This window comes from Haloferax sp. Atlit-10N (assembly GCF_003586325.1).
GTDB lineage: Archaea > Halobacteriota > Halobacteria > Halobacteriales > Haloferacaceae > Haloferax > Haloferax prahovense.
Genome location: NZ_PSYX01000002.1, coordinates 286,150 through 307,975, shown reverse-complemented (window position 1 = coordinate 307,975; position 21,826 = coordinate 286,150). Strand labels below are relative to the sequence as shown.

Here is a 21,826-nt window from a genome sequence, read left to right as displayed (position 1 = left end):
ACCAGAGCCATGTCTCGACCGCCACACCTCGACACCGACACGGGCACGGGGAGCGACGCGGACGCGCCGCCGACGGCGACCGCCCCGCCGGACCCGTCGAGCATCGACACCTCGCGGCGGCCGTTCGTCCTCATCTGGGAGGTCACCCAGGCGTGCGACCTCGCGTGCGACCACTGCCGGGCGGACGCGACGCCGGCGCGACACCCCGACGAACTGACGACGGCGGAGGGAACGCGCCTGCTCGACCAGGCCCGCGAGTTCGGCCCCGGGCAGCTCGTCGTCCTCTCCGGCGGCGACCCGCTCGCCCGCTCGGACCTCGTCGACCTCGTCGAGTACGGGACCGACATGGGCCTCAGGATGACGCTCACGCCGAGCGGGACGTCGTCGCTGACGTCCGAGACGGTCGCCGCCCTCGCCGACGCGGGCGTCAAGCGCATGGCGCTCAGCCTCGACGGCGCGACCGCGGCGTCGCACGACGCCTTCCGAGGCGAAGACGGAAGCTTCGAGCAGACCGTCGCGGCCGCCCGCGCGGCCCGCGAGGCCGGGCTCCCGCTCCAGATAAACACGACCGTCTGCGCCGAAACGGTCGACGAGCTCCCCGCGCTCTGCGACCTCGTGGCCGACCTCGGCGCGGTCCTCTGGTCCGTGTTCTTCCTCGTCCCCGTCGGTCGGGGGCGCGTTCTCGACCCGATTTCCCCCGAACGCGCCGAGCGCGTCATGGAGTGGCTGACCGAGGTGAGCGAGGAAGCGCCCTTCGGCGTCAAGACGACCGAAGCGCCCCACTACCGCCGAGTCGCCATCCAGCGCCGGCGGGACGCGAGCGACGCGCCCCCGACCGACGGCATCGGCCGCCGACTCGGTATCACCGCCGGTGACGGCTTCGCCTTCGTCAGCCACACCGGAGAGCTGTTCCCGTCGGGCTTCCTCCCCGCGTCCGCCGGCTCGGTCCGCGACGGCGGACTCGTCGAGCGGTACCGCGAGAGCGACCTCTTTCGGTCGCTCCGGGACCGCGACGCCCTCCGCGGGAAGTGCGGCGCGTGCGAGTTCCGCCACGTCTGCGGCGGCAGTCGCTCGCGGGCCTACGCCCACACCGGCGACCCGCTGGCCAGCGACCCGCTCTGCGGGTACGTGCCCACCGACTACGACGGCCCGATACCCGGGACTCGGTCGGCGGGCGACTGACGCCTCGGGAAGTGGCAGCGCACGGGAAGCGACCCGAACACGTTCGGGACAACCGCTTGCATCCGTCGCCGCCGAGGTGTAGCTGATGACGCGCGACACAACCTTTACGAGACGGCGCTTTACGGCACTGACTGCGACGGCGGCGCTGTCGACGGCGCTCGCCGGCTGTTCCGGCTCCGGCGGTGACGCCGCGAACGCGGCCGCGGCGGACGGGGACGACGCGACGACCGCCGAATCGACCGCCGAGCCGACGACCGAATCCGGCGGCACGACCGGCGGCGACGACGGTTCCGGCGACGGGAGCGCTCCACAGTTCGACGGCTGGTTCGACAACGTCGACAACTACGACGGAGTGCTGGACAAGACGGGGAGTTCGACGGTGACGGTGACTGTTGGTGCGCAGGCCAACGGCGGGGCGTTCGGGTTCGGCCCGGCCGCCGTGCGGGTCTCGACGGGAACCACGGTCGTCTGGGAGTGGAACGGGAAGGGCGGGTCACACAACGTCGCCGCCGCCGACGGCGGGTTCGAATCGGAACTCGTCGGCGACAGCGGTCACACGTTCGAACACACCTTCGAGGAAGTCGGGACGTACAGATACGCCTGTACGCCCCACGAGACGCTCGGCATGAAGGGCGCGGTCGTCGTCGAGTAGCGTCCGGCCGCGCCGTTTTTCGGTCTGTTTCCGCCCGGAGTCGGCCGGTTCTCGACTGCCGCGAACTTCTTCTCCCGGTGCGACGAATCTCTCGCATGGGCCACCCGCTCCTCGCCGCCGCGCGCCGCCGCCCCTCGATGACGTTCGCCCTCGCGGGCGGCGCGTTCGCGCTCTGGTACGTTCTCGCCGACCCAGTGGTCGCGTTACTGACCGGCGGCGACCCTGCCGTCCCCTCCGGACCGATGGTGGTGCTCGTCGCCGGGGGCTTTCTCGGGGGCGGCCTGCTCGCCAGCCTGCTCTGGCGGCGACTCGGCGGGGCGAACTCCCGAGTCCGCGGCGCGCTCGTCGGCGGCCTCGTGGGATTGCTCGCGCTCCCGGTCCCGATGTACCTGCTCGAACTCGCGGTCGTCGTGATGGAGGGCAGTCCGTTCGAAGCGTCGGCCGGCGCGGGGCCGGTCTCGGCGCTCGTGGAGACCGTTATCCTGTTTCTCGTCGTCCCGCTGTTGCTCGGGGCGCTGGGCGTGATTGCGACCCTCGGCGGAACGGTCGTCGTCGGGGCCGCGACGGGGCTGGTACTCGCGTGGGAGTGAGTCGGGAGTCCACCGCCGGCATAAATCGGAAGAGGTGAATCAGTCGCTGGTGGCTCGTTGAATCCGCTTACTGGTGGGTGTACGGGACACGGACAACGGGTGTGTGCAGCGGGTTGGATTGACAGCCACGATAGTACAGCATCGAAGAAAACGTAACAATCGAAGCACAGATTATATATCTGAAGTACCCTTCGTCAGGTGTATGGAGTCCACTTCCTCCGCCAACTGCTGGCGTTGGCACGCGTCACGGGAAGTGGACAGTATCTCGGTGTAGGGTCTGACGGGCTTCACCCAACGATACCACCGCGATGCTCACTCGCTTCTTCGCTGTACCGCACTCCAAGTGACTACCCTATCAACACCACCAATGCCAGCAGAAGACAACTTCACCGTAACGCCCTACGCCGTCGAAGGCGACATCGACTACGACCGACTCCTCGACCGATTCGGAGCCGACCAACTCACCTCCGAACAGAAAACGCGATTCCCCGACCCCGGCCACCCGCTCGTCCGTCGAGACGTCTTCTACGCCCAACGAGATGTAGACTCGTTCCTTGATGCCGCAAACGATGGCGAACCCCATTCAATTGTGACCGGACGTGGCCCCTCCGGGCCGATGCATATCGGCCACATCTTCCCCTTTTACTTTGCAAAATATCTCCAAGAACAGACTGGGACACGCGTCTACATACCGTTCTCCGACGACGAGAAGTACGTTCTCAAGGACAAATCGCTGGACGAAATCAGCGACTACACTCGCCAGAATCTCCGTGACCTCCTTGCCGTCGGCTTCGACCCTGACCGCACTCGCATCATCGTTGATACAGCAGACGCCGACGTGGTGTACCCACTTGCTACTGCCTTTGCAAAGGAAGTGACCCAATCGACAGTCGACGCGACGTACGGAGAACCGGAGAATATCGGCCTGTCGTTCTACCCTGCCGTGCAAGCAACTCATCTGCTCCTTCCACAACTTGTCGAGGGACGCCACCCGACACTCGTTCCAATTGCAGTAGACCAAGACCCGCACGTACGCGTCTGTCGTGATATCGCCGCGAAGCAACGCTACGACGTGAGCAAGCCCGGGGCATTGCTTTCGAAGTTCCTCCCGAGTCTCGAAGGGCCGGGAAAGATGAGTTCGTCTGACGACGCCCCGAGTATCCTCCTTTCGGACGACCGAGAGACGGTCACCGATAAAATCCGGACGTACGCGTACTCAGGTGGACAGACGAGCATCGAGGAACATCGGGCGAAAGGTGGGAATCCAGAGGTTGACGTCCCCTATCTATTGTTGTACTACTTCTTTGAGGAGAGCGACGAGCGGGTTGAACAACTGGCAGCAGATTACCGTGAGGGCTCTCTATTGAGTGGTGAACTCAAGGCATTCGCGGCAGAGCGTATCGCGGATTTCCTCGAAACTCATCAAGCACGTCGGTCGGCCCTCGGTTCGCTGGAAGACGAGTTGTCTGCATATCGACTGACTGAAACCGAGCGGCAGGCTGCAAGAAGGCGGGTAGGATATCCCGATAACGAACTCTCACGACAGTAGGCATATCGTTTCACCGTTCCCCTACAGTAGTTGAGATCGACTGTCTCAATGCATACGGTTCTCAAATTACTTTGTGGTCGAGAGCGACTTCGTCAACAGAGTGATTATTGCTCCCGTCGGAAACTAATAGTGCGGTTTCACCGACTCGGTTGATTCGAGTCTGTTGTTCCTCTGAGATGACGGTCTAGCGCATCAGTAACCTCTTCACGCTCGTGATGGACCCAATGTGAAGCGTCAGGAAACATCCGTATCTGGCCGTCTTCACAGTAGTCGATGCTTCTTTCAGCCATTGAGGGTAGGAGGGCTATGTCATCTTCTCCCCAACAAATCAGCGTCTTCTGGGTAACGATGTCGCATGATGGGTGTTCCGACCGACGGAATCCACGATACCAATTAATCCTCGGCTCAATACCTGTATGCTGCCAAGCCGCCTTGTAGCGGTTAATCGTTTCTTCGTCGAATGTCCCTTCGTTCGAGGTTATTTCAAGCGAGTCAACCATATTGGCCATATCGTTCCGACGCAGCATCCACTCGGGGAGCTTCGGTACCTGATAGAACCAGACGTACCAGCTCCGGAGAATTTGTTCGAGGCTAGACCGTAAGGTCTCTCGATACACCGTGGGGTGTGGGACGTTTAAGATTCCGAGACGATTAACAACAGATGGATAACAGAGTGCGACGTTCCAAGCGACGAACCCGCCAAAGTCGTGCCCGACTACGTGGGCCGAGTCTCGGCCCTCGCTGTGAATCAATTCGCGCACGTCAGCGACTAATTCCGATTGCCGGTAGGCATCGACCTCATCAGGTGCGTCGCTCAGATTACAGCCTCGCTGATCCGGAACAACCACTCGAAAACCGGCCTCAACGAGCGAACGAATCTGATGACGCCAGCCGTACCAGAAATCGGGATGTCCGTGTAGAAGGACGACCAGAGGTGCGTCGGGATCGCCGGCGGTGACGACGTGTAACTGCACGCCATTGATGTCACGATAGGTCGATTCGACATCGTGCCCACTGAGCAACGATGCATCAGTCGTTGTAACCGTCTCTGTGGCCATGGGTCTGGGTTTCGTCGTCGGCATCGTGCTCTCGTGGGAGGACATACGCGACAAAGCTGAATACGAGAACTGCCGCACCAATGTGGCTCCTTATATCTCCTGAAGCTTCTGGCTACTGTACGGCGGGAATCTCACTGACGCTACGATTCGTGAGCGAAGATCAGAATCAGTGAACGAGCTCGCTGAACACGCGTTCTTCGGCTTTCCGAAGGTGCTCACCGACTGTTCCGGGAGAAATCCCAACGATGTCGCCGATGTCTTCGAGTGACGCTTCGCGGGGCTCACGATAATATCCTAGATCAACTGCTGCCTCAAGCACTTCCTCCTGCCTCGGTGTAATCATTCTATTGAGCGATGATTTATCAGTCTTATAATCTCCCAGTCCAAGGACCTCGAATGTGAGTTGATCCATTTTCCTGGCGTATTCGTATAACTGACTGAACGTTTCGTCAGTTCCCAGGTAAGTGATTTTAAGGTGATTCTCGGACGTGAAGTGAATCGGGGTCTCTATCACCAGCAGTGATTCCTGTTGCAGTTGAAGAGATCGGCGAACCGCTTCTGTCGGTTCGAATTGGCTCACAGCCATCCATCGGTCTTCACCCGCAGTAAGATAACTAGTGACATGAGACGAATCCTCCATAATCTGTTTGTATCGTTTCTTACTGCCGCTTGCCTCGGCAAACAGGAGGACAGTATCATCATCAAGAAGCTCAAGATGATGGATAGCCCGCCGCCTGATCGACGGGTCATCCGCCAGTTCCTCTCCGAGTGGATGGAATGCCGCCCCTCCATCTGGTTTGACTAAGGCAGTAAGGTATCTCATAGCGTCAACCAAAACTGCGCGCAGTAAAATACCTCTGTAATCGAGGTTTAAACCTCCTACTGGTGAGGTAGCGTGGCTACGGGACCCTACCGAGACCTAACAGCCGAAGGACGATGCAACAGCAACAGTTCTTGACCGTCAACCCACTCGTGGACGAACCGGTCACAACCCTCCCCGGGATGTCATCGTCAACCGTGGCTCACACGAGAACACCCCCGCACTCGTGATTCGAGCCGATCACGTCCAGAAGGCACTCTCGGCGCTTCGCTCGGAAATTGGGTCTGGTTGGATGTGTGATAAGAATAGCCGCCTGGAGAGCTATCTGGGGAAGTGTCCGCTGACCGAATCGGTGAAATTCACGCATCACAGCTCTGCTAAATCGGTTTTAGTCTCAACACACCTTCCCCTAAATTGGCGGAAGCGACTGGGGAGTGCTTCTGCATAACCAGAACAAACTGACCAACTCGGCTCGCCATTCACCACGACCGTAACAAGTGAGCAGAAAAGAAGCGATTCGACAGCGCTCGCCCGTTAGTCGTCGCCCAGGATGCCCTCGGCGACGGCCATGTCCTCGACGCTCGGGTCGTCGGCGGACTGCCGGAGGACGAACCGCTTTCTGACGAGGTCAGCCGCGTAGATGACCGTCCCGAGGATGATGAGGGAGTCGCCGGGGAGCCGCGCCCAGAACAGCGTCTGAATCAGCGGCTGGTCGTAGAAGGCGACGCTCCGGGCGGCGGCGTAGCTCCCGGTGAACGCCGTCTCCAACTGGAGGAAGCCGACCGGGAGGACGGAGACGAACACCATCAACACGAGGCCGACGTTCCAACACCAGAAGGCGGCGTGCAGCCACGAGCCGTCCCAGCGCTCGGCGTCGATGGAGAGCTGGAGCATGTAGGTGACCATGCCGAGCGCGAGGAAACCGAACGCGCCGAACATCGCGGCGTGGGCGTGACCGACCGTCAGGTACGTCCCGTGCTCGTAGTAGTTGATGAGCGGGAGGTTGATGAAGAAGCCGAGCACGCCCGCGCCGACGAAGTTCCAGACGCCGCTGGCGACGATAAACATGAACGGCAGACGGTACGGGAACGACTCGCCCGACATCGCCCGGTACTGCCCGAGCGCCTCGTAGAGGATGAACACCAGCGGGATGAGTTCGAGCGTCGAGAAGACGCTCCCGATGGGCACCCACATGTCGGGCATGCCGACCCACCAGTAGTGGTGCGAGACGCCGATGATGCCCGTCCCCATGACGAGCAGCGCCTGGAGCATGACTGCCTTCTCGGCGCTCCGGCGCGACAGGAGGTTCATCGACACCAGCGTCAGGCCGACGATGGCGACGATGAAGAACTCGAAGGCCCCCTCGACCCACATGTGGACGACCCACCAGCGCCAGAACTCCGTGACGGCGATGTTCGTCTCGGGGGTAAAGAGGAAGCCCGCGGTGAACAAGAGGGCGATAGAGCCGCCAGCGTACAGAATCATGTGCGCCAGCCCGTACGGCGGTTCCTTGTCGAGAAGCGGCTTCAGCCCGCGAACCGCCAACCCCGCCCAGATGAGGAAGCCGGCGAGGATGCCGAACTGCCAGAGCTTGCCGACTTCGAGGTATTCGAGCCCCTCGTTGCCGAGAATCCACCACAGCGAGCCGTCGATGTAGCCGTTCGCGCCCAGCCAGATGCCCGACAGGCCGCCGACCACGACGACGACGATAGCGCCGAGGAGGACGTTGATGTACGTCGACTGCTTCGGCGGTTCGTAGCCGGTCAAAAGCGGCGGGAGGAACAGCCCCGCGCCGAGCCACGTCGCGGCGATCCAGAGGATGCCGAGGTCGATGTGCCACGTCTTGGCGATGGCGAACGGGAGCAGTTGCAAGATGGGCACGCCGAATATCGACTCGATGCCGAAGAAGCCGGCGCGCTCGATGTAGAAGTGCGCGAGCAGGCCGCCCAACAGCACCTGCGCCAAGAACAACCCGGCGGCCACCGGGACGAACCGGAGCGCCGCCCGCTGGCTCGGGAAGACGCTCACGTCGCCCGGTTCGGGCACCGTGATGTCCTCGGCCGACGGCTCGGGGAGTTCGACCGACTTGTACAGCCAGATGCCGAGACCCGCGCCCGCGACGAGAAGCACCATGGCGATGACGCTCCACGTCATCGAGGCGGCGGTGGCGTCGTTGCCCGCGCCGGGCTGGTACGGCCAGTCGTTCGTGTACGAGTGAGTGCCGTCAGGGCGGTCGGTGTGGGAGAACCACGCCGTCCACATGGCGAAGTCCGCGAACGCCTGCGCCTCCTCCTCGGAGTCGATCATGTTCGTGGGGACGCCGCGCTCGTGGTCGCCCTCGTGGTAGCGCTCGACGTACTCCTGGCGCACCTGCTCGTGGGCGTAGACCTCGGCCGCGGTGTACCGAATCGCGCCGCCCTCGTAGCTGTCGTCGAGGTCGGATTTCACCACGTCGGCGACGGCGGCCTGGTCGGCGGAGTCGAGTTGGTCGTAGGGGTCACCGTACCGCTCTTGGGCGTAGTAGTTCCGCATGAACTGGACTTTCAAGTCCAGCGCGTCGGCGGTGTAGTCCGCGCCGTAGTACGCGCCGTTGCCCAGTATCGACCCGTGGTTCATCAGGCCGTCTTTCTGGAACACGGTCTTGCCCTCTCGAATCACGTCGCCGCTGACGACGACGTCTCCGTCGGGTCCGACCACCTCGTCGGGAATCGGCGGGGCCTCCTGGTAGGCGAACCAGGCGCCCGCGCCCATCACGACGAGGTTGAAGACGAACACGACGACGATTGCCTTCGCGATGGTCTTGCGTTGAAGCTCCATACAGGTCGTGGTTCACACGCCTGCTATAGGCTACACGCGGCGCTTCCCGACCTCGCACAGCCCGGACGAACATGTTCGGATAGCCGCTCTTTGAGCCGGAAGCCGTCTCTCGAACCGTGATGACGACCGACTCCCGACCCGCGGACCACGACCACGAAACGCCCGACTCTGCGACCGACCGCGTCCACGACACCTCGTGGTCGGCGAACCTCGAACTCCCGCGGCACGCCGCCGACCGCGACCTCGTGGTTTCGGAGGCGGTCGCCGCGGTCGAACACACGACCGCCGGCCACCACGTCAATCTCGTCACCCACGGCGACCACGGCCACCCGGAGGCGTACCTCTACGACGCGCTCGCAGAGCGATTTGGCGCGGACCTATCGTACGACTACGTCGAGCAATGCGGCTGTGGCGGGCACGTGACGCGGGTGTACGTGGAGTAGTCGCATCTCGGTCTCGAACGTCGAGACCGGTGTCCGCACTCGCGACGAGTCGGTGTCTAGCTACCCCGACGAGTCCGGGGTTTCAACGGTTCCGTCGCCAGTATCCGTTTCGGCGAAGAAGTCGAACTCTAGTTCCCCGTCGAGGACGTGCGTGTGCTCGAAGACCCCCGTCTCGACGAGTTCCACGGTACTGTCGACGACGAGCCTGCGGGCCGATTCCGGCCATTCGGTGACCGCGAGGTTGAGAAACGCGGTCTCGTCGGCGAGCTCGCCGAACCGGTGGACTTCGACGACCGCGGCCGTCTCGTCTCGGAACAGCGACACGGACGGGTGAGGCTTGTGGCCTCCCTCGAACGGCCCCCGGAGCGAGAGTCGCGGCGGGGACCCGTCACCGTCGGGTGCCGTAAAGCGCTGTGTGAGCGACCGCAGTTCGGTGTCTTCTGTATGCGAAATCGAGACGGCGAGCGGTCTCGGGAGGGGCCCGGAAGTGGGGTCGACACCAACGGTGGCGAGGTCTCCGTCGTCTCCGTCGTCTCCGTCCCCGTCGAACTGGAGATATTTCGCCCTGTCTCGGGGGTTGTCGTCGGGCTCGACCACCGGGTCCGTGTGTTCGGTCGGCGACCCGATGGAACCGCATCCCGCGGTCAGGGTGGAGGCGGCGGTCAGTGCGGACGCGAGGAACGCGCGGCGGCGCATAGTTATCAACACGCTGGTAGCAGTAACAATGTTCTGGACTGGCGACACGCGCCGTGAGTGTTCGACAGCGCCACGGTCTCCTCTCACCGTCGCCACGCCGCGAACGCGGCACAGTCACCCAGTCTTCGAAGACGTTGCCCGGCTGTGGGCGGCCTACTCCGACTTCTCCTTCGGATACGTCTCGCCCGCCGATTCGTCGCCCTCGCCTTTGAGCCACATGAACGCGCCGAACAGCGCGGGCGACGCCAGCATCGCCCCGAACGTCCCGGCCAGCGCGATGCCGCCGAGGCGCTCCGTCTCGGGGTCGCCGAACGGTTCGGCGACCGACGCGTTCGACCCGCCCTCGTCGTCGGTGACGACGACCGCGCCTTTCATCCCGAGCGTCTCGTGCGGGGTGCAGGCGTATCTGTACGTCCCGGCCTCCTCGAAGGTGTGTTCGAACGTGTGGTCGCCGGCGCTGACGAGGTCGGACTCGAAGCTCCCGTCCTCGGCGACGACGTTGTGCGACCCGCCCTTTCCGGACCACGTCCACGCGACGGTCGTCCCCTTCGAGACGCGAATCGCCGCGGGGCCGAAGCCGAACGCCCCGCCGTTTGCCTGCGACCCGACCTCGACCGTCACGCGCTGGAGACCGGTCTGTCCCTCCACGCCGTCGAAGTTCGAGGTGTTCTCGAACCACGCGTCGAGGTCGGCGTCCCCCTCGCCGCCGCTCTCGGCGGACGCCTCCGTCTCTTCCTCGCCGGCCGAGTCGGCCGCCTCGGTCGCGGTCGCGCCGCCGGCGTCGCCGACGACGATTGCGCCCTTCATCCCGAGCGTCTTGTGCGGCGTACAGACGTAGGTGTAGACGCCCGCCGCGTCGAACGTCTGCTCGAACGTGTGGCCGCTGTCGCCGACGAGGTCGGACTCGAAACTCCCGTCGCTGGCGGCGACGTTGTGCGACCCGCCCTTCCCGTTCCACTCCCAGACGACGGTCGTTCCGGGGTCGACGCGTACGGCGGCCGGGCCGAAGCCGAACGCCCCGCCGTTGGCCTGCGACCCCACCGTCACCGTCACCGTCGAACTCCCCGTCTCGTCCACTACCCCCTCGTAGTTCGAGGTCTGTGCGAACCACGAGTCGAGGTCGGTCCCCGACTGCGCTCGCGCGGAGTCGGCGACGCCTCCCAGCGCGGTCGTGGAGACGGCCGCGCCGCCGAGGAGTCGAAGTACGGTTCGCCGGCCGAGCGTCGGAGATGTGGCATCGTTCGAACTCATGATTGAGTGCGGCGAGACGGTGGACCCGCCCCGCTCGACACTCGACGGTCCGTGTTCCGGTGAAAAACCCACCTCGCTGGTTCCCGAAACGCGGCCGGGGGCCGAACATGTTCGGAACTATCTTTGTGCGGCGGGGACGACTTCGTTTCACTACCGATGCCCCGGGCAACACTCTCCATCACGCTCCCCGAGGAAGTCTGGGTTTCCGACCTCTCGGGCCGCTATCCGGACGCCGAGTTCACCGTCCTCGCGGCGATGCCGGCCGACGAGACGGGCGTCGGCCTCGTCGAGATACGGGCGGCCGACATCGAGCCAGTCGTCACCACCATCGACGAGTACGAGTCGGTCGTCTCGGTGACGATTCTCGAAGCGCAGCCGGAGCGCGCGCTGGTGCAGTTCGAGACGACCGAGCCGCTGTTGATTCTCACGCTCAGCGAGGTGGGCATCCCGCTGGAACTGCCTATCACCATCGTCGACGGCGAGGTGACCGTCGAGGTGACCGCGCCGCGCGAGAACCTCTCGGAGCTGGGCGAACAGCTCACCCAGTTCGGTATCCCGTTCGACCTCGTCTCTATCCACCAGTCGATAGACACGGAGTCGCTGCTCACCGACGACCAGTACGCCCTCCTCGAGACGGCGGTCGCCGAGGGCTACTACGACACGCCGCGGACGTGCACGCTCACCGGGCTCGCCGAGGCCGTCGGGCTGGCGAAGTCGACGACGAGCGAGAAGCTCCACCGGGCGGAAGGGAAAGTCATGAAGGCGTTTCTCGCGCGGGACGACGCGACGATCTAACCCTCAGTCGTCGGTCTGGTCGCTGACGGCCGACCACAGCGTCGAGAGCTGGTCTGAGGCCGACCGCGACGGCGACGACACCGAAATCGAGAGGTCGCCCGGTTCGCGCGTGACGACCACCTCCTCGAAGCCGAGCGCGTAGCGAGCGGCCTCGCGGCCGCGGTCGTGTTTCTCCAACAGCCCCGCCTCCACCATCTGTTCGAGCTTTCGGTACACCGTCGAGCGCGGGAGGTCGCACGCGGCGGCGATGTCCGAGGCGGTCATCGGCCCGTCGAGTCGCTTGAGGACGGCGCGACACTGCGTGCTGGTGAGGGCGTCGAACACCGTCTCGAAGTCCGGTTCGAGCGCATCTGAGAGTGGATTCGTCGACATCTGCGTAGGCTTGGGTTGCTCGGCGCGGCGCGCGCCGTCGGTTCGGGTTCCGATACGCCACCGAGTCGTATGAAAGGTGTGGGCACCAGCGTCGAGTCGGTCGAACCGATGGCCGTCGATTCACACTGGCACGCCCGACTCGACTGTTCCCCCGCCCGGTACGTATCGACCGCGCCGAACATGTTCGGAAGGCTCCTGTGGAACGGGAACCGGCGAGGCGGTATTCCACTCCCCCGGGCCAACGACCGACTGTAATGAGCAACTACGTCGGTGCACCCGGTTCGACGGTGTCGCGTCGTGAATTCCTCGCCGCAACGGGGAGCGTCGGAGCGCTCGGCCTCGCGGGGTGCGCCGCGCCCACGAACGGCGATGGCAACGCCGCCGTCGGCGCAGACGAGACGACCGTCTCCCAGACGAGCGAGTCGAGCCTGCCGTACACCAGTCCGCCGGAGGTCGTGCAGGTGGACGAACAGGGCGGGAAGGTCACCCTCAAGAGCGCGCCGGCGCGCCACGCGGCCCATCCCCTCGAGACGATGGGCGGGCCGGTCGAACTCCCGCAGGTGTGGGCGTTCAGCGCCGACGACGGCGCGCCGAGCGTCCCCGGGCCGATTCTCCGGACGACCGAGGGCAACGACATGGAGGTCACGCTGGACAACACCGACGGGATGCGCCCGCACACGGTCCACTTCCACGGCGTGCGCAAGGCCTGGAAGGACGACGGCGTGCCGACGACGACGGGCATCCGCGTCGACCCCGGCGAGAAACACACCTACACCATCCCGGCGAACGTCCCCGGGACGCACCTCTACCACTGTCACTACCAGACCCACCGGCACATCGAGATGGGGATGTACGGCATCCTCCGCGTCGACCCGAAGGGGTACGAACCGGCCGACAGGGAGTACTTCATGACCGTCCGCGACTGGGACTCACGGCTTCCCCGGCAGATGGCCGGCGAGAACGTGGCCTACGACCCCCGGAACCGGAAGCCGGACGTGTTCACCGTCAACGGCAAGAGCGCGCCGCGGACGCTCCACCCCGAAGACGGCTCGCCCATCATCGTCGAGCAGGACGACACCGTCCGCATTCACTACGTCAACGCGGGCTACATGAGCCACCCGATGCACATCCACAACCACCGCTTCCAAGTCGTCGAAAAGGACGGCGGCGTCGTCCCCGAGGCCGCCCGCCACGACATGGACGTGACGAACATCGCGCCCGCGGAGCGCCACACCATCGAGTTCACGGCGGACGCCCAACCCGGCATCTACCTCATGCACTGCCACAAGGTCAACCACGTCATGAACGGGGGCTTCTACCCCGGCGGCATGCTGGGCGGCGTCGTCTACAAGGAGGCGATGGACACCGACATCTTCGCGAAACTGATGGAGTACGCCGGCTATAAGGGGTGAGGTGACGAGTCGGTAACGGCGTTCACGCGCGCTTTCGACGGCGTTTCGGCGACTGATTCTGCGCGACCGGCCGTGGCCGAGCCGCCCCATCGTGTCAACTATCGAGGCGGCAATAAGATTTTTATTCGTTATAGAATAACAATTTTTCCAGAATGTTTGATGAACAATCTCATACAAGCTCAGACGAGTCGGAGTTCAGTAGGAGACAGTTCCTCGGTGGCCTCACGTCGTTGGCCGCGGCGACGTCGTACACGCTCGACGTTCCCGACGATGTCGCTGCCACCGTCTCGAACAACGACGACGGGCCCGTTCAGACGGTTTCGTCACCCGATGGGTCGCTTGTCGTCCGCGTCGATGTCTCGACCGGGACGCCGACCTACGCGGTCTCGTACGAGGGCCGCCGGGTCGTCGAACCGTCGGGACTCGGGTTCGAGTTCGCAGACCAACCGGCGTTCGGGACCGACCTCGCCGTCGCCGGCACCGAGCGGGCGACGGTCGACGAGCGCTGGACGCCCGTCTGGGGACAGTACGACGAGGTTCGCGAGCACTACAACGAACTCCGTATCGGTCTCGTCGAGACGGCCGAACCGGAGCGAACCGTCACGCTCGCGATTCGCGTCTTCGACGACGGCGTCGGCCTCCGCTACGTCTTCCCCGAGTCGTCCGGCTTCGGCGACTTCGTCGTCACGAGCGAGCGAACGGAGTTCGCGTTCGCCGACGACTTCACCGCCTGGTGGGTCGAAAACGACTTCAACAGCTACGAGTACGTCCACGAGCGGACCCCGCTGAGCGAAATCGGCGACGAGAGTTCGTTCGGCGGCGCACACACCCCAATGACGATGCGAGCCGACGACGACTGCTATCTGAGCGTCCACGAGGCGAGCCTCGTCGATTACGCGGCGATGGCGGTCGAACCCGTCTCGGCCGGGTCCACGACCTTCCGCTCGACGCTCGCACCGCGTCCCGACGGGACGAAAGTGACCGCGAGCGCGCCGCACGCGACGCCGTGGCGGACGGTGCAGGTCGGGTCCAGCCCCGGCGACCTCGTCGAATCGACGCTCGTCGTGAACCTCAACGAGCCGCACGACCCCGCGGACTTCCCCCAGGGGACCGACTGGATAGAACCGCAGAAGTTCCTGGGCGTCTGGTGGCTCATGATAACTGGGCGCGCCGACTGGCAGTACCGCGGCCCACAGACCGGGAACCACGGCGCGCAGACGAAGCGCATGAAGCGGTACATGGACTTCGCCAGCGAGCACGACGTTCCGAGCGTCCTCGTGGAGGGATGGAACGAGGGCTGGCGCACCTATCCCGGCGACGGCAGCGCGATGGACTTCGACGAGTCCTACCCCGATTTCGACATCGAGGCGGTGACCGCGTACGGCCGCAGTCTCGACCCGCCGGTCGCGATGACCGCCCACAACGAGACCGCCGGCAACGTCTCGAACTACGAGTCGCAACTCACGGGCGAGTCGAGTCCGTTCGCCTTCTACGACGACCTCGGCATCAACTCGATAAAGACGGGGTACGTCGCGGACAGCGGCGTTACCATCGACGGGGAGACGTACAACCACCACTGCCAACCGCTCGTGAACCACCACCGGTTGGTCTACCGCGAAGCGGCCAAACACCGCCAGATGCTCGAAGTCCACGAGCCGCTCAAACCGACCGGCGAGCGGCGGACCTTCCCCAACGTCATGACCCGCGAGGGCGTCCTCGGACAGGAGTACGACGCCTTCGGCTACGTCGACCCCGAACACCACGTGACGTTCCCCTTCACCCGGATGCTCGGCGGCCCCGTCGAGTACACGCCCGGTATCTTCGACTCCGACTCCGGGTCCGGCGGCATCGAGACGACGCGAGCCAAACAGCTCGCGATGTATCCGACCTACTTCAGTGGCCTCCAGATGGTCGCCGACCTCCCGAGTTCGTACCTCGCCGACCGGGACGCCACGGTCGGCGTCGGCGACGTGGCACAGGCCGAGAACGCGGAGCTGGATGGCGTTTCGACTGCCGCGCGGTGGGCGGGCGCGCAGGGCGGCCGGTACGTCCCGGTCGACCCCAATACCGTCGACGCCGGCGCGGGGCTCTCGTGGACCGTCGAGAGCGTCACCGAGGACGTCACGTACGAGTTGCACCTCCGGTACGCCAGCGACGGGGAGAACAACGCCGTCCCCGAAGGCACGCCGCGGACGGCCACGGTCCTGGTCGACGGGGCCGAACAGGGTCAAGTGACGCTCCCGCCGACCGACTACTGGGACGACTGGAACGCGGTTTCGACGCCGGTGTCGCTGTCGGCGGGCGACAACGAGCTAGCGGTGCGCCTCGCCGATGGCGACACGGGCGGGTTCAACCTCGATTCTGTCGCCGTCACGCAGACCGGTGCGCCGATGCCCGAACCGGCGACTGACCCGACGCTCGGGCCGACCGTCGACGCCTTCGACTTCATCGAGTCGATCCCGGCCGGGCCGTGGAGCGACACCCGCGTCGTCGACGCCGAAATCGGCTCGTACTCGGTGGTCGCGCGAAGGCACGAAGACGAGTGGTTCGTCGGCGCGATGACCGACGAGAACGGCCGCGCGCTGGACGTTCCGTTGGACTTCCTCGACGACGCGCCGGGCGAACGCAAGGGACACAACAAGAACGACCACGGCGCGGGTCACGGCGGGTCGAACGGCCGCGGCCACACCAAGGGAGCGTACGTCCTCGAACTCTACTCCGACGGCATCGACGCGGCGTACGACTCGAACCTCGACGCCGTCCGCGTCGACGAGGCAATCGTCACCGCGGACACGACTGTCCTCGCGTCGATGGTCGAGACCGGCGGAACCGCGATGCGACTCCGACCGGCCACGAACGACGACCTCGCGCGACTGCCGAGGTACCGACGGCCCGAACAGGAAGTGGATATCGAGGTGCGCGACGACCCGTTCGTCGGCGAGTCGTTCGTGACCGCGACGGGGTCGAACGAGGGAGGCTACATCGGCGGGACGACCATCCGCCTCGTCGTCGACGGCGACCTCGCCGCGCCCTCGAACGTGCGGTTCGAACCGGGGACGACCGACGCGCGAGACGAACTCTCGTACGCCATCGAGACGCCCGGCGAGTACGAGGTCGCCGTCCTGGCGGCCGACGGTGAGACGCTGGCCGACGAAACGGTGACGGTGAAGCCGCCCGAGACGGTCGCCGACCTCGCCGACCCGGCGGGAGACGACCACGGCCCCGGCGGGTACGTCTATCCGACGAACGCGGCCTTCGAGGACGGCGCGTTCGACCTCCGGTCGGTCACGGTCGAACAGACGCCGAGTCGGTACCAGTTCAGTTTCGAGGTCGAGAACCTCTACAACGCCTTCGGGAGCAGTCGCGGCTTCTCACCGCAGTTGTTCCTCCTGTGGGTGCGCGACCCCGAGAAACAGGGTGGGACAGACGAGAGCCTCGACGACCTCGGGGCGAATGTGACGTTCGCCGACCCGTGGCACTACCGCCTCGAAATCAGCGGTTTCACGAAGAGCGCCGTCGACGCCACCGGCGCGACCCTCACCGACGACGAGGGGAGCACGGTCACGCTCGGCGAGGCGGTCGATGCCGACGCGAACACCGTCACGCTGACGCTCGACCGGGCCGCCTTCGACGGCGTCGACGCCGCCGACCTCGAAGTCGTCGCCGCGGTCCAGTCCGAAGACCGGGGGTCGCTTCGTCCCGTCGCGGAGTCGGCCGGTGAGTACGTCTTCGGCGGCGCGAAGGCGGGTGCAGTCGATACCGCGCCGCTCCTCGCCGACCTCGTCACACCCGACGGGCGGGCGCAGTCCTCCGTCCTCGACTACGCCGCCGGACAGCGCGCGACGATTCCGTTCGTCTCGCTGGAGTAGGTCGACGCGTCGGCCCACCACAATCGCCCGAGTTTTTCCCGAACGACGAGTCACCGCATCGCGTTCTACAGGTATCTCTGTCCGCCCCGTATATACACCAGTCATAATCGAGGTCCGGTTTCTTTTGAATGCCGACGCGAGGCGTTACAGATGGAATTCGCTGAGATGGACTCGGCTGTGTTGTTCGGCCTGATTACGATGGTGACGTGGGGGATTTGGATAATCTTAGGCAACGCCGCGTCGGAGTCCATGGACCCGAGGACTGCCGCGGCTATCTCGTATCTCGTAGCGGCACTCCTCGCATTCGGCTTCATCATCGTTTCGGACGCATCGCTCGCGGTTACTGCAAGGGGAGGTCTCCTCGCTGGCGTGGCCGGGTTGTTTACCGGAACCGGCCTCATTTCGATGTATATCGGGTTCACCCACGGGTCGACGACAGTTGTCTCGACGCTCGGTGCCATGTACTTCGTCGTCGCGGCCGTCATCGGCATCGTCGTTCTCGGAGAGAACCTCACAGTGACGAAAGTCACGGGTATCGCGTTCGCAGTTCTCGGAATCGTCTTGGTCACCCGATAGATTGAACACCGTCTGTGTCACGCCGCTTCAGACAATACTCGTGAGGGTTCTGTCGCCGTGTTGAACTCGGCGTAAGCCGCCATTTTCCGACGACTATCTTCCGCTGGCCGCGACTGTCACAACAGTTATTAGTCAGTTGTATCACTAGTTAATTAATGGCGTCAACGCAACTCCAGCACGCCCGAGCAGGACGCGTCACCCCCGCGATGGAACGCGTCGCCGAGCGCGAGAACCGCGACCCCGAGTTCGTCAGAACGCAGGTCGCCGAGGGGCAGGCGGTCATCCCCGCGAACCGCAACCACGACTCGCTCGACCCGATGGTCATCGGCCGCGAGTTCGCCACGAAGGTCAACGCGAACATCGGCAACAGCGAGACGACGAGCGACCTCACCGAGGAGTTGGAGAAGCTCCACACCGCGGTCCACTACGGCGCGGACACGGTAATGGACCTCTCGACGGGGTCGAACCTCGACGAGATTCGGGAGGCGAACGTCGCGTACTCGCCGGTCCCAATCGGCACCGTCCCCATCTACGAGGCGGTCAAGCGCGTCGACAGCCCCGAAGACATCACCCGCGACCTGCTCCTCGAAATCATCGAGAAACAGGCCGAACAGGGCGTCGATTACATGACGATTCACGCGGGCGTGCTGATGGAGCACCTCCCCCTGACCGACGGCCGGAAGACGGGCATCGTCTCCCGCGGCGGCTCCATCCTCGCTCAGTGGATGGAGGAAAACGGCGAGCAGAACCCCCTGTACGTCGCGTTCGAGGACATCTGCGACATCTTCGCCGAACACGATGTGACGTTCTCGCTCGGCGACGGCCTCCGACCCGGCTGTCTGGCCGACGCCGGCGACGACGCGCAGTTCGCCGAACTCGACACGCTGGGCGAACTCACGCGGACCGCGTGGGACTACGGCGTGCAGGTGATGGTCGAGGGACCCGGCCACGTTCCGATGGACCACATCGCCGAGAACGTCGAACGTCAACAGGAGGTCTGCGACGGCGCGCCGTTCTACGTCCTCGGCCCGCTCGTCACCGACGTGGCTCCGGGCTACGACCACATCACGAGCGCCATCGGCGCGACCGAGGCGGGCCGCGCCGGCGCGGCGATGCTGTGTTACGTCACGCCGAAAGAACACCTCGGGCTTCCCGACCGCGAGGACGTGCGCGAGGGGCTCGCAGCCTACCGAATCGCCGCCCACGCGGCCGACGTGGCGACCGACCTCCCCGGCGCGCGCGACTGGGACGACGCGCTCTCGGAGGCCCGCTACGAGTTCGACTGGGCGCGGCAGTTCGACCTCGCGCTCGACCCCGAGCGGGCGCGGTCGTACCACGACCAGACGCTCCCCGGCGACAACTACAAAGAGGCGCGCTTCTGCTCGATGTGCGGCGTCGAGTTCTGTTCGATGCGCATCGACCAGGACGCGCGCGAGGCCGACGGCGAGATGGAGACAATCGCGTCCGCGACCGACCTCGACGCGTCGCTCGCGGCCGACGCGAACCTCCCTCCGGTCGGCGCGCACGACACCGACCGCGTCCCCGACGAAATCGAAATCGGCGGCGTCACGTTCACGCCCGAATCGGCCCACGGCGACGACTGACGACCGTCTGAGTCCGCGGGCCATCGACCGAGTCCGCGAACCACCGACCGACTGGGTACCCACCGCCGACCACCCGTGTCGGTGGGTTCTTTTTCCGCGTCGCTGAAAGGGAGTACCAATGGTCCTCGGCAGTCTCGTCCCGTCGTCGCCGCTCGCGAACGTCGTCGTGATTCTCCTGACGACCGGCCTCATCTGGGTCGGCAGCGGCTGGCTCGAAGAGTCGGCAGACCACCTCGCGGCGTACTACGGCCTCCCCGCGGTCGTCCAGGGCTCTATTATCGTCGCCCTCGGGTCGAGCTTTCCCGAGTTCGCCAGCGTCGCCATCGCCGCCACCGCGGGCGTCTTCGACATGGGTGTCGGCGCAATCGTCGGCTCGGCCATCTTCAACATCCTCGTGATTCCGGCGCTGTCGGGGCTCGCCACCGACGGCGACCTCGAAACGAGTCGGCTGGTCGTCTACAAGGAGGCGCAGTTCTACATGGTCGCCGTCGCCACGCTCGTCGTCACGTTCTCGCTGGCGGTTATCTACTTCCCCGTCCCCGACGGCCCGGCGCTGACGGGACAGCTCACCCGCCCGGTGGCGCTCATCCCCCTGCTCCTCTACGGCCTCTACCTGTTCATCCAGTGGCAGGACGTCTCGGAGTACGAAGCCGAGAACGCGGGCGTCGCCGACGGCATCGGTCGCGAGTGGATGCGCCTCCTCGGCGGCCTCCTCGTCATCCTCGTCGGCGTCGAGCAACTGGTCGGGAGCGTCGAGTCGCTCAGCGGGACCTTCGGCGTCCCGACGTTCCTCGCGGGGGTCACCGTGGTCGCCGCCGCGACGAGCCTCCCCGACACGCTCGTCAGCGTCCGCTCGGCCGCCGACGGCAACAGCGCGACGAGCCTCGGCAACGTCCTCGGGTCGAACACGTTCGACCTGCTCGTCGCCATCCCCGTGGGCGTCCTCATCGTCGGGAGCGTCCCGGTCGACTTCGCCGTCGCCGTCCCCATGCTGGGCGTGCTGACGCTGGCGACCGTCCTGCTGTTCGGCCTGCTCCGGACGGACCTGTCGCTCTCGCGGCTGGAGTGCTACGCGCTCGGCGCGGCGTATCTCGTCTTCGTCGGGTGGATCATCGCCGAGACCGCGGGCGTCACGAGCCTGCTTCGGAACTGACGGGCGAAAGCGACCGGCGTCCGCCGACCGCGGGCCGACGCCCGACGGCTCTCCCTACTCGTTTCGCGGCTCTCTGACCGTCACCACCGGCACCGGCGAGGTTCGGACCAGTTTCTCTGCGACGCTTCCGAGCATGTAGCGGTCGAAGCCCGTGTGGCCGTGGGTTCCCATCACCACGATGTCCACGTCGTGTTCGTCGATGTACGCGAGGATACCGTGGTGAATCGACACGTCGCGGCCGACGGACTCCCTGACCGTCTCGACGCCCGCGGCGGCCGCCACGTCGCCCGCCTGTTCGACCGCGTCGCTCGCCCGCTCTTCGAGTTCGTCGATGAGGAGCGGCCCGCGGATGTCCGCGCCGAAGGCGGCGACGTTGACGACCGAGACCGCGTGGAGCGCGGCGTCGGTCGCCGCCGCCACCTCGCTGCCGAACGTGACCGCCGCGGTCGCGCAGGCGCTCCCGTCGGTGGGCGTCAGCACGTCGGCGTAGGGGTACGCGAGGTCGGTCGCCGCGTCCGGCCGGACGGTGAGCACGGGCACGTCGGACCGTCGGACGACGCGTTCCGTGGTGCTCCCGAGGAGCAGGCGGCTCAGCCCCGTCCGCCCGTGAGTCGGCATGACGACGAGGTCACTGTCCTGTTCGGCGGCGTACTCGGTGATGACTCGATACGGTTCGCCGCGCTCGACGCTCGTCACGACCGCCACGTCGGACTGGGACGCGCGGGCCGCGGCGTCGCTCACGAAGCGCTCGCCGTCGCTTCGGCGGCGCTCGTCGGGTTCGTCTCCCTCGCTCTCACCCTCGTCGCTCAGGTTCGGGCGGCGCTCGGACTCCGGCGGGGCGACGTGCAGCAGGTGGAGGGTCGCGTCGTGGGCGGCGGCGATGTCGATGACGTGGTCGAGGACGGCGTCCGCGCCCTCGCTCCCGTCGGTCGGAAAGAGGAGTCGGTCGAACATGGTTCGATATTCTCAGCGAACTCACAAAAGCGG

General features: G+C 65.3%; 18 protein-coding genes. 11 read left to right on the top strand and 7 right to left on the bottom strand.

Going from position 1 to position 21,826, the window contains the following annotated elements; all coding sequences use genetic code 11:
• The first annotated feature begins 9 nt into the window (after window positions 1–9).
• The 4 genes from C5B91_RS08615 (at window position 10) to C5B91_RS08600 (ending at window position 3,973) form a co-directional block, all read left to right on the top strand.
• Window positions 10–1,182: a TIGR04053 family radical SAM/SPASM domain-containing protein gene (locus C5B91_RS08615; protein WP_049967486.1), complete on the top strand. Its 1,173-nt coding sequence runs from the start codon at window positions 10–12 to the stop codon at window positions 1,180–1,182.
• 85 nt (window positions 1,183–1,267) lie between these two features.
• Window positions 1,268–1,834, top strand: coding sequence for a halocyanin domain-containing protein (locus tag C5B91_RS08610; protein WP_049967485.1), 567 nt, complete (start codon window positions 1,268–1,270; stop codon window positions 1,832–1,834).
• Between the two features lie 95 nt (window positions 1,835–1,929).
• Entirely contained in the window at window positions 1,930–2,424 is a 495-nt protein-coding gene (locus tag C5B91_RS08605; RefSeq protein ID WP_008096197.1) for a hypothetical protein, read from the top strand.
• A 367-nt stretch (window positions 2,425–2,791) separates the two neighbouring features.
• Window positions 2,792–3,973: a tryptophan--tRNA ligase gene (locus C5B91_RS08600; RefSeq protein ID WP_115819689.1), complete on the top strand. Its 1,182-nt coding sequence runs from the start codon at window positions 2,792–2,794 to the stop codon at window positions 3,971–3,973.
• A gap of 137 nt (window positions 3,974–4,110) precedes the next feature.
• On the opposite strand, the gene C5B91_RS08595 is transcribed toward C5B91_RS08600, so the two are convergent.
• The 3 genes from C5B91_RS08595 to C5B91_RS08580 form a co-directional block, all read right to left on the bottom strand.
• A complete protein-coding gene (locus tag C5B91_RS08595) occupies window positions 4,111–5,031 on the bottom strand; it encodes an alpha/beta fold hydrolase (protein ID WP_199514362.1) in 921 nt (306 codons plus the stop codon).
• Between the two features lie 166 nt (window positions 5,032–5,197).
• Complete coding sequence (locus tag C5B91_RS08590) at window positions 5,198–5,854, bottom strand: helix-turn-helix domain-containing protein (RefSeq protein WP_049913656.1); 657 nt, start codon at window positions 5,852–5,854, stop codon at window positions 5,198–5,200.
• A 531-nt stretch (window positions 5,855–6,385) separates the two neighbouring features.
• Window positions 6,386–8,668, bottom strand: a complete 2,283-nt coding sequence (locus C5B91_RS08580) for a nitric-oxide reductase large subunit (protein ID WP_115819690.1) — start codon at window positions 8,666–8,668, stop codon at window positions 6,386–6,388.
• A gap of 119 nt (window positions 8,669–8,787) precedes the next feature.
• On the opposite strand from C5B91_RS08580, the gene C5B91_RS08575 reads away from it, so the two are divergent.
• Window positions 8,788–9,111 carry a CGCGG family rSAM-modified RiPP protein gene (locus C5B91_RS08575; RefSeq protein ID WP_115819691.1) on the top strand — a complete coding sequence of 108 codons (324 nt, stop codon included), beginning with the start codon at window positions 8,788–8,790 and terminating at the stop codon, window positions 9,109–9,111.
• A gap of 60 nt (window positions 9,112–9,171) precedes the next feature.
• On the opposite strand, the gene C5B91_RS08570 is transcribed toward C5B91_RS08575, so the two are convergent.
• On the bottom strand, window positions 9,172–9,807 hold the full coding sequence (locus C5B91_RS08570; RefSeq protein WP_199519522.1) for a hypothetical protein: 636 nt from the start codon (window positions 9,805–9,807) through the stop codon (window positions 9,172–9,174).
• 153 nt (window positions 9,808–9,960) lie between these two features.
• Window positions 9,961–11,058, bottom strand: coding sequence for a halocyanin domain-containing protein (locus C5B91_RS08565; protein WP_115819692.1), 1,098 nt, complete (start codon window positions 11,056–11,058; stop codon window positions 9,961–9,963).
• A gap of 156 nt (window positions 11,059–11,214) precedes the next feature.
• On the opposite strand from C5B91_RS08565, the gene C5B91_RS08560 reads away from it, so the two are divergent.
• Window positions 11,215–11,853 carry a helix-turn-helix domain-containing protein gene (locus C5B91_RS08560; protein WP_008096218.1) on the top strand — a complete coding sequence of 213 codons (639 nt, stop codon included), beginning with the start codon at window positions 11,215–11,217 and terminating at the stop codon, window positions 11,851–11,853.
• 3 nt (window positions 11,854–11,856) lie between these two features.
• On the opposite strand, the gene C5B91_RS08555 is transcribed toward C5B91_RS08560, so the two are convergent.
• On the bottom strand, window positions 11,857–12,225 hold the full coding sequence (locus C5B91_RS08555) for a helix-turn-helix domain-containing protein (protein ID WP_049967480.1): 369 nt from the start codon (window positions 12,223–12,225) through the stop codon (window positions 11,857–11,859).
• A gap of 254 nt (window positions 12,226–12,479) precedes the next feature.
• Between C5B91_RS08555 and C5B91_RS08550 the strand changes: the two genes are divergently transcribed.
• The 5 genes from C5B91_RS08550 to C5B91_RS08530 all read left to right on the top strand — a co-directional run bounded on the left by C5B91_RS08550 (window position 12,480) and on the right by C5B91_RS08530 (window position 20,839).
• The gene (locus C5B91_RS08550; protein ID WP_115819693.1) at window positions 12,480–13,637 is read left to right on the top strand and encodes a multicopper oxidase domain-containing protein; all 1,158 of its coding nucleotides are present in this window, start codon (window positions 12,480–12,482) and stop codon (window positions 13,635–13,637) included.
• Between the two features lie 152 nt (window positions 13,638–13,789).
• Complete coding sequence (locus C5B91_RS08545) at window positions 13,790–17,506, top strand: glycoside hydrolase family 97 catalytic domain-containing protein (protein WP_115819694.1); 3,717 nt, start codon at window positions 13,790–13,792, stop codon at window positions 17,504–17,506.
• A gap of 150 nt (window positions 17,507–17,656) precedes the next feature.
• The gene (locus tag C5B91_RS08540; RefSeq protein WP_008096222.1) at window positions 17,657–18,082 is read left to right on the top strand and encodes an EamA family transporter; all 426 of its coding nucleotides are present in this window, start codon (window positions 17,657–17,659) and stop codon (window positions 18,080–18,082) included.
• Window positions 18,083–18,237: 155 nt separating this feature from the next.
• Window positions 18,238–19,686 (top strand): phosphomethylpyrimidine synthase ThiC, encoded by a 1,449-nt coding sequence (gene thiC, locus C5B91_RS08535; RefSeq protein WP_049967477.1) that lies wholly within the window; start codon window positions 18,238–18,240, stop codon window positions 19,684–19,686.
• Window positions 19,687–19,804: 118 nt separating this feature from the next.
• Window positions 19,805–20,839, top strand: a complete 1,035-nt coding sequence (locus tag C5B91_RS08530; RefSeq protein ID WP_115819695.1) for a sodium:calcium antiporter — start codon at window positions 19,805–19,807, stop codon at window positions 20,837–20,839.
• Window positions 20,840–20,893: 54 nt separating this feature from the next.
• Here the strand turns inward: C5B91_RS08530 and C5B91_RS08525 are convergent, their stop codons facing one another.
• Window positions 20,894–21,793, bottom strand: coding sequence for a universal stress protein (locus C5B91_RS08525; RefSeq protein WP_115819696.1), 900 nt, complete (start codon window positions 21,791–21,793; stop codon window positions 20,894–20,896).
• Window positions 21,794–21,826: the final 33 nt, after the last annotated feature.

Coding starts and splice junctions, on each gene's coding strand:
- C5B91_RS08590 (WP_049913656.1), bottom strand. CDS start 5,854: ATGAGATACCTTACTGCCTTAGTCAAACCAGATGGAGGGGCGGCATTC.
- C5B91_RS08530 (WP_115819695.1), top strand. CDS start 19,805: ATGGTCCTCGGCAGTCTCGTCCCGTCGTCGCCGCTCGCGAACGTCGTC.
- C5B91_RS08550 (WP_115819693.1), top strand. CDS start 12,480: ATGAGCAACTACGTCGGTGCACCCGGTTCGACGGTGTCGCGTCGTGAA.
- C5B91_RS08545 (WP_115819694.1), top strand. CDS start 13,790: ATGTTTGATGAACAATCTCATACAAGCTCAGACGAGTCGGAGTTCAGT.
- C5B91_RS08580 (WP_115819690.1), bottom strand. CDS start 8,668: ATGGAGCTTCAACGCAAGACCATCGCGAAGGCAATCGTCGTCGTGTTC.
- C5B91_RS08565 (WP_115819692.1), bottom strand. CDS start 11,058: ATGAGTTCGAACGATGCCACATCTCCGACGCTCGGCCGGCGAACCGTA.
- C5B91_RS08605 (WP_008096197.1), top strand. CDS start 1,930: ATGGGCCACCCGCTCCTCGCCGCCGCGCGCCGCCGCCCCTCGATGACG.
- C5B91_RS08595 (WP_199514362.1), bottom strand. CDS start 5,031: ATGGCCACAGAGACGGTTACAACGACTGATGCATCGTTGCTCAGTGGG.
- C5B91_RS08575 (WP_115819691.1), top strand. CDS start 8,788: ATGACGACCGACTCCCGACCCGCGGACCACGACCACGAAACGCCCGAC.
- C5B91_RS08615 (WP_049967486.1), top strand. CDS start 10: ATGTCTCGACCGCCACACCTCGACACCGACACGGGCACGGGGAGCGAC.
- C5B91_RS08570 (WP_199519522.1), bottom strand. CDS start 9,807: ATGCGCCGCCGCGCGTTCCTCGCGTCCGCACTGACCGCCGCCTCCACC.
- C5B91_RS08600 (WP_115819689.1), top strand. CDS start 2,792: ATGCCAGCAGAAGACAACTTCACCGTAACGCCCTACGCCGTCGAAGGC.
- C5B91_RS08525 (WP_115819696.1), bottom strand. CDS start 21,793: ATGTTCGACCGACTCCTCTTTCCGACCGACGGGAGCGAGGGCGCGGAC.
- thiC (WP_049967477.1), top strand. CDS start 18,238: ATGGCGTCAACGCAACTCCAGCACGCCCGAGCAGGACGCGTCACCCCC.
- C5B91_RS08555 (WP_049967480.1), bottom strand. CDS start 12,225: ATGTCGACGAATCCACTCTCAGATGCGCTCGAACCGGACTTCGAGACG.
- C5B91_RS08610 (WP_049967485.1), top strand. CDS start 1,268: ATGACGCGCGACACAACCTTTACGAGACGGCGCTTTACGGCACTGACT.
- C5B91_RS08540 (WP_008096222.1), top strand. CDS start 17,657: ATGGAATTCGCTGAGATGGACTCGGCTGTGTTGTTCGGCCTGATTACG.
- C5B91_RS08560 (WP_008096218.1), top strand. CDS start 11,215: ATGCCCCGGGCAACACTCTCCATCACGCTCCCCGAGGAAGTCTGGGTT.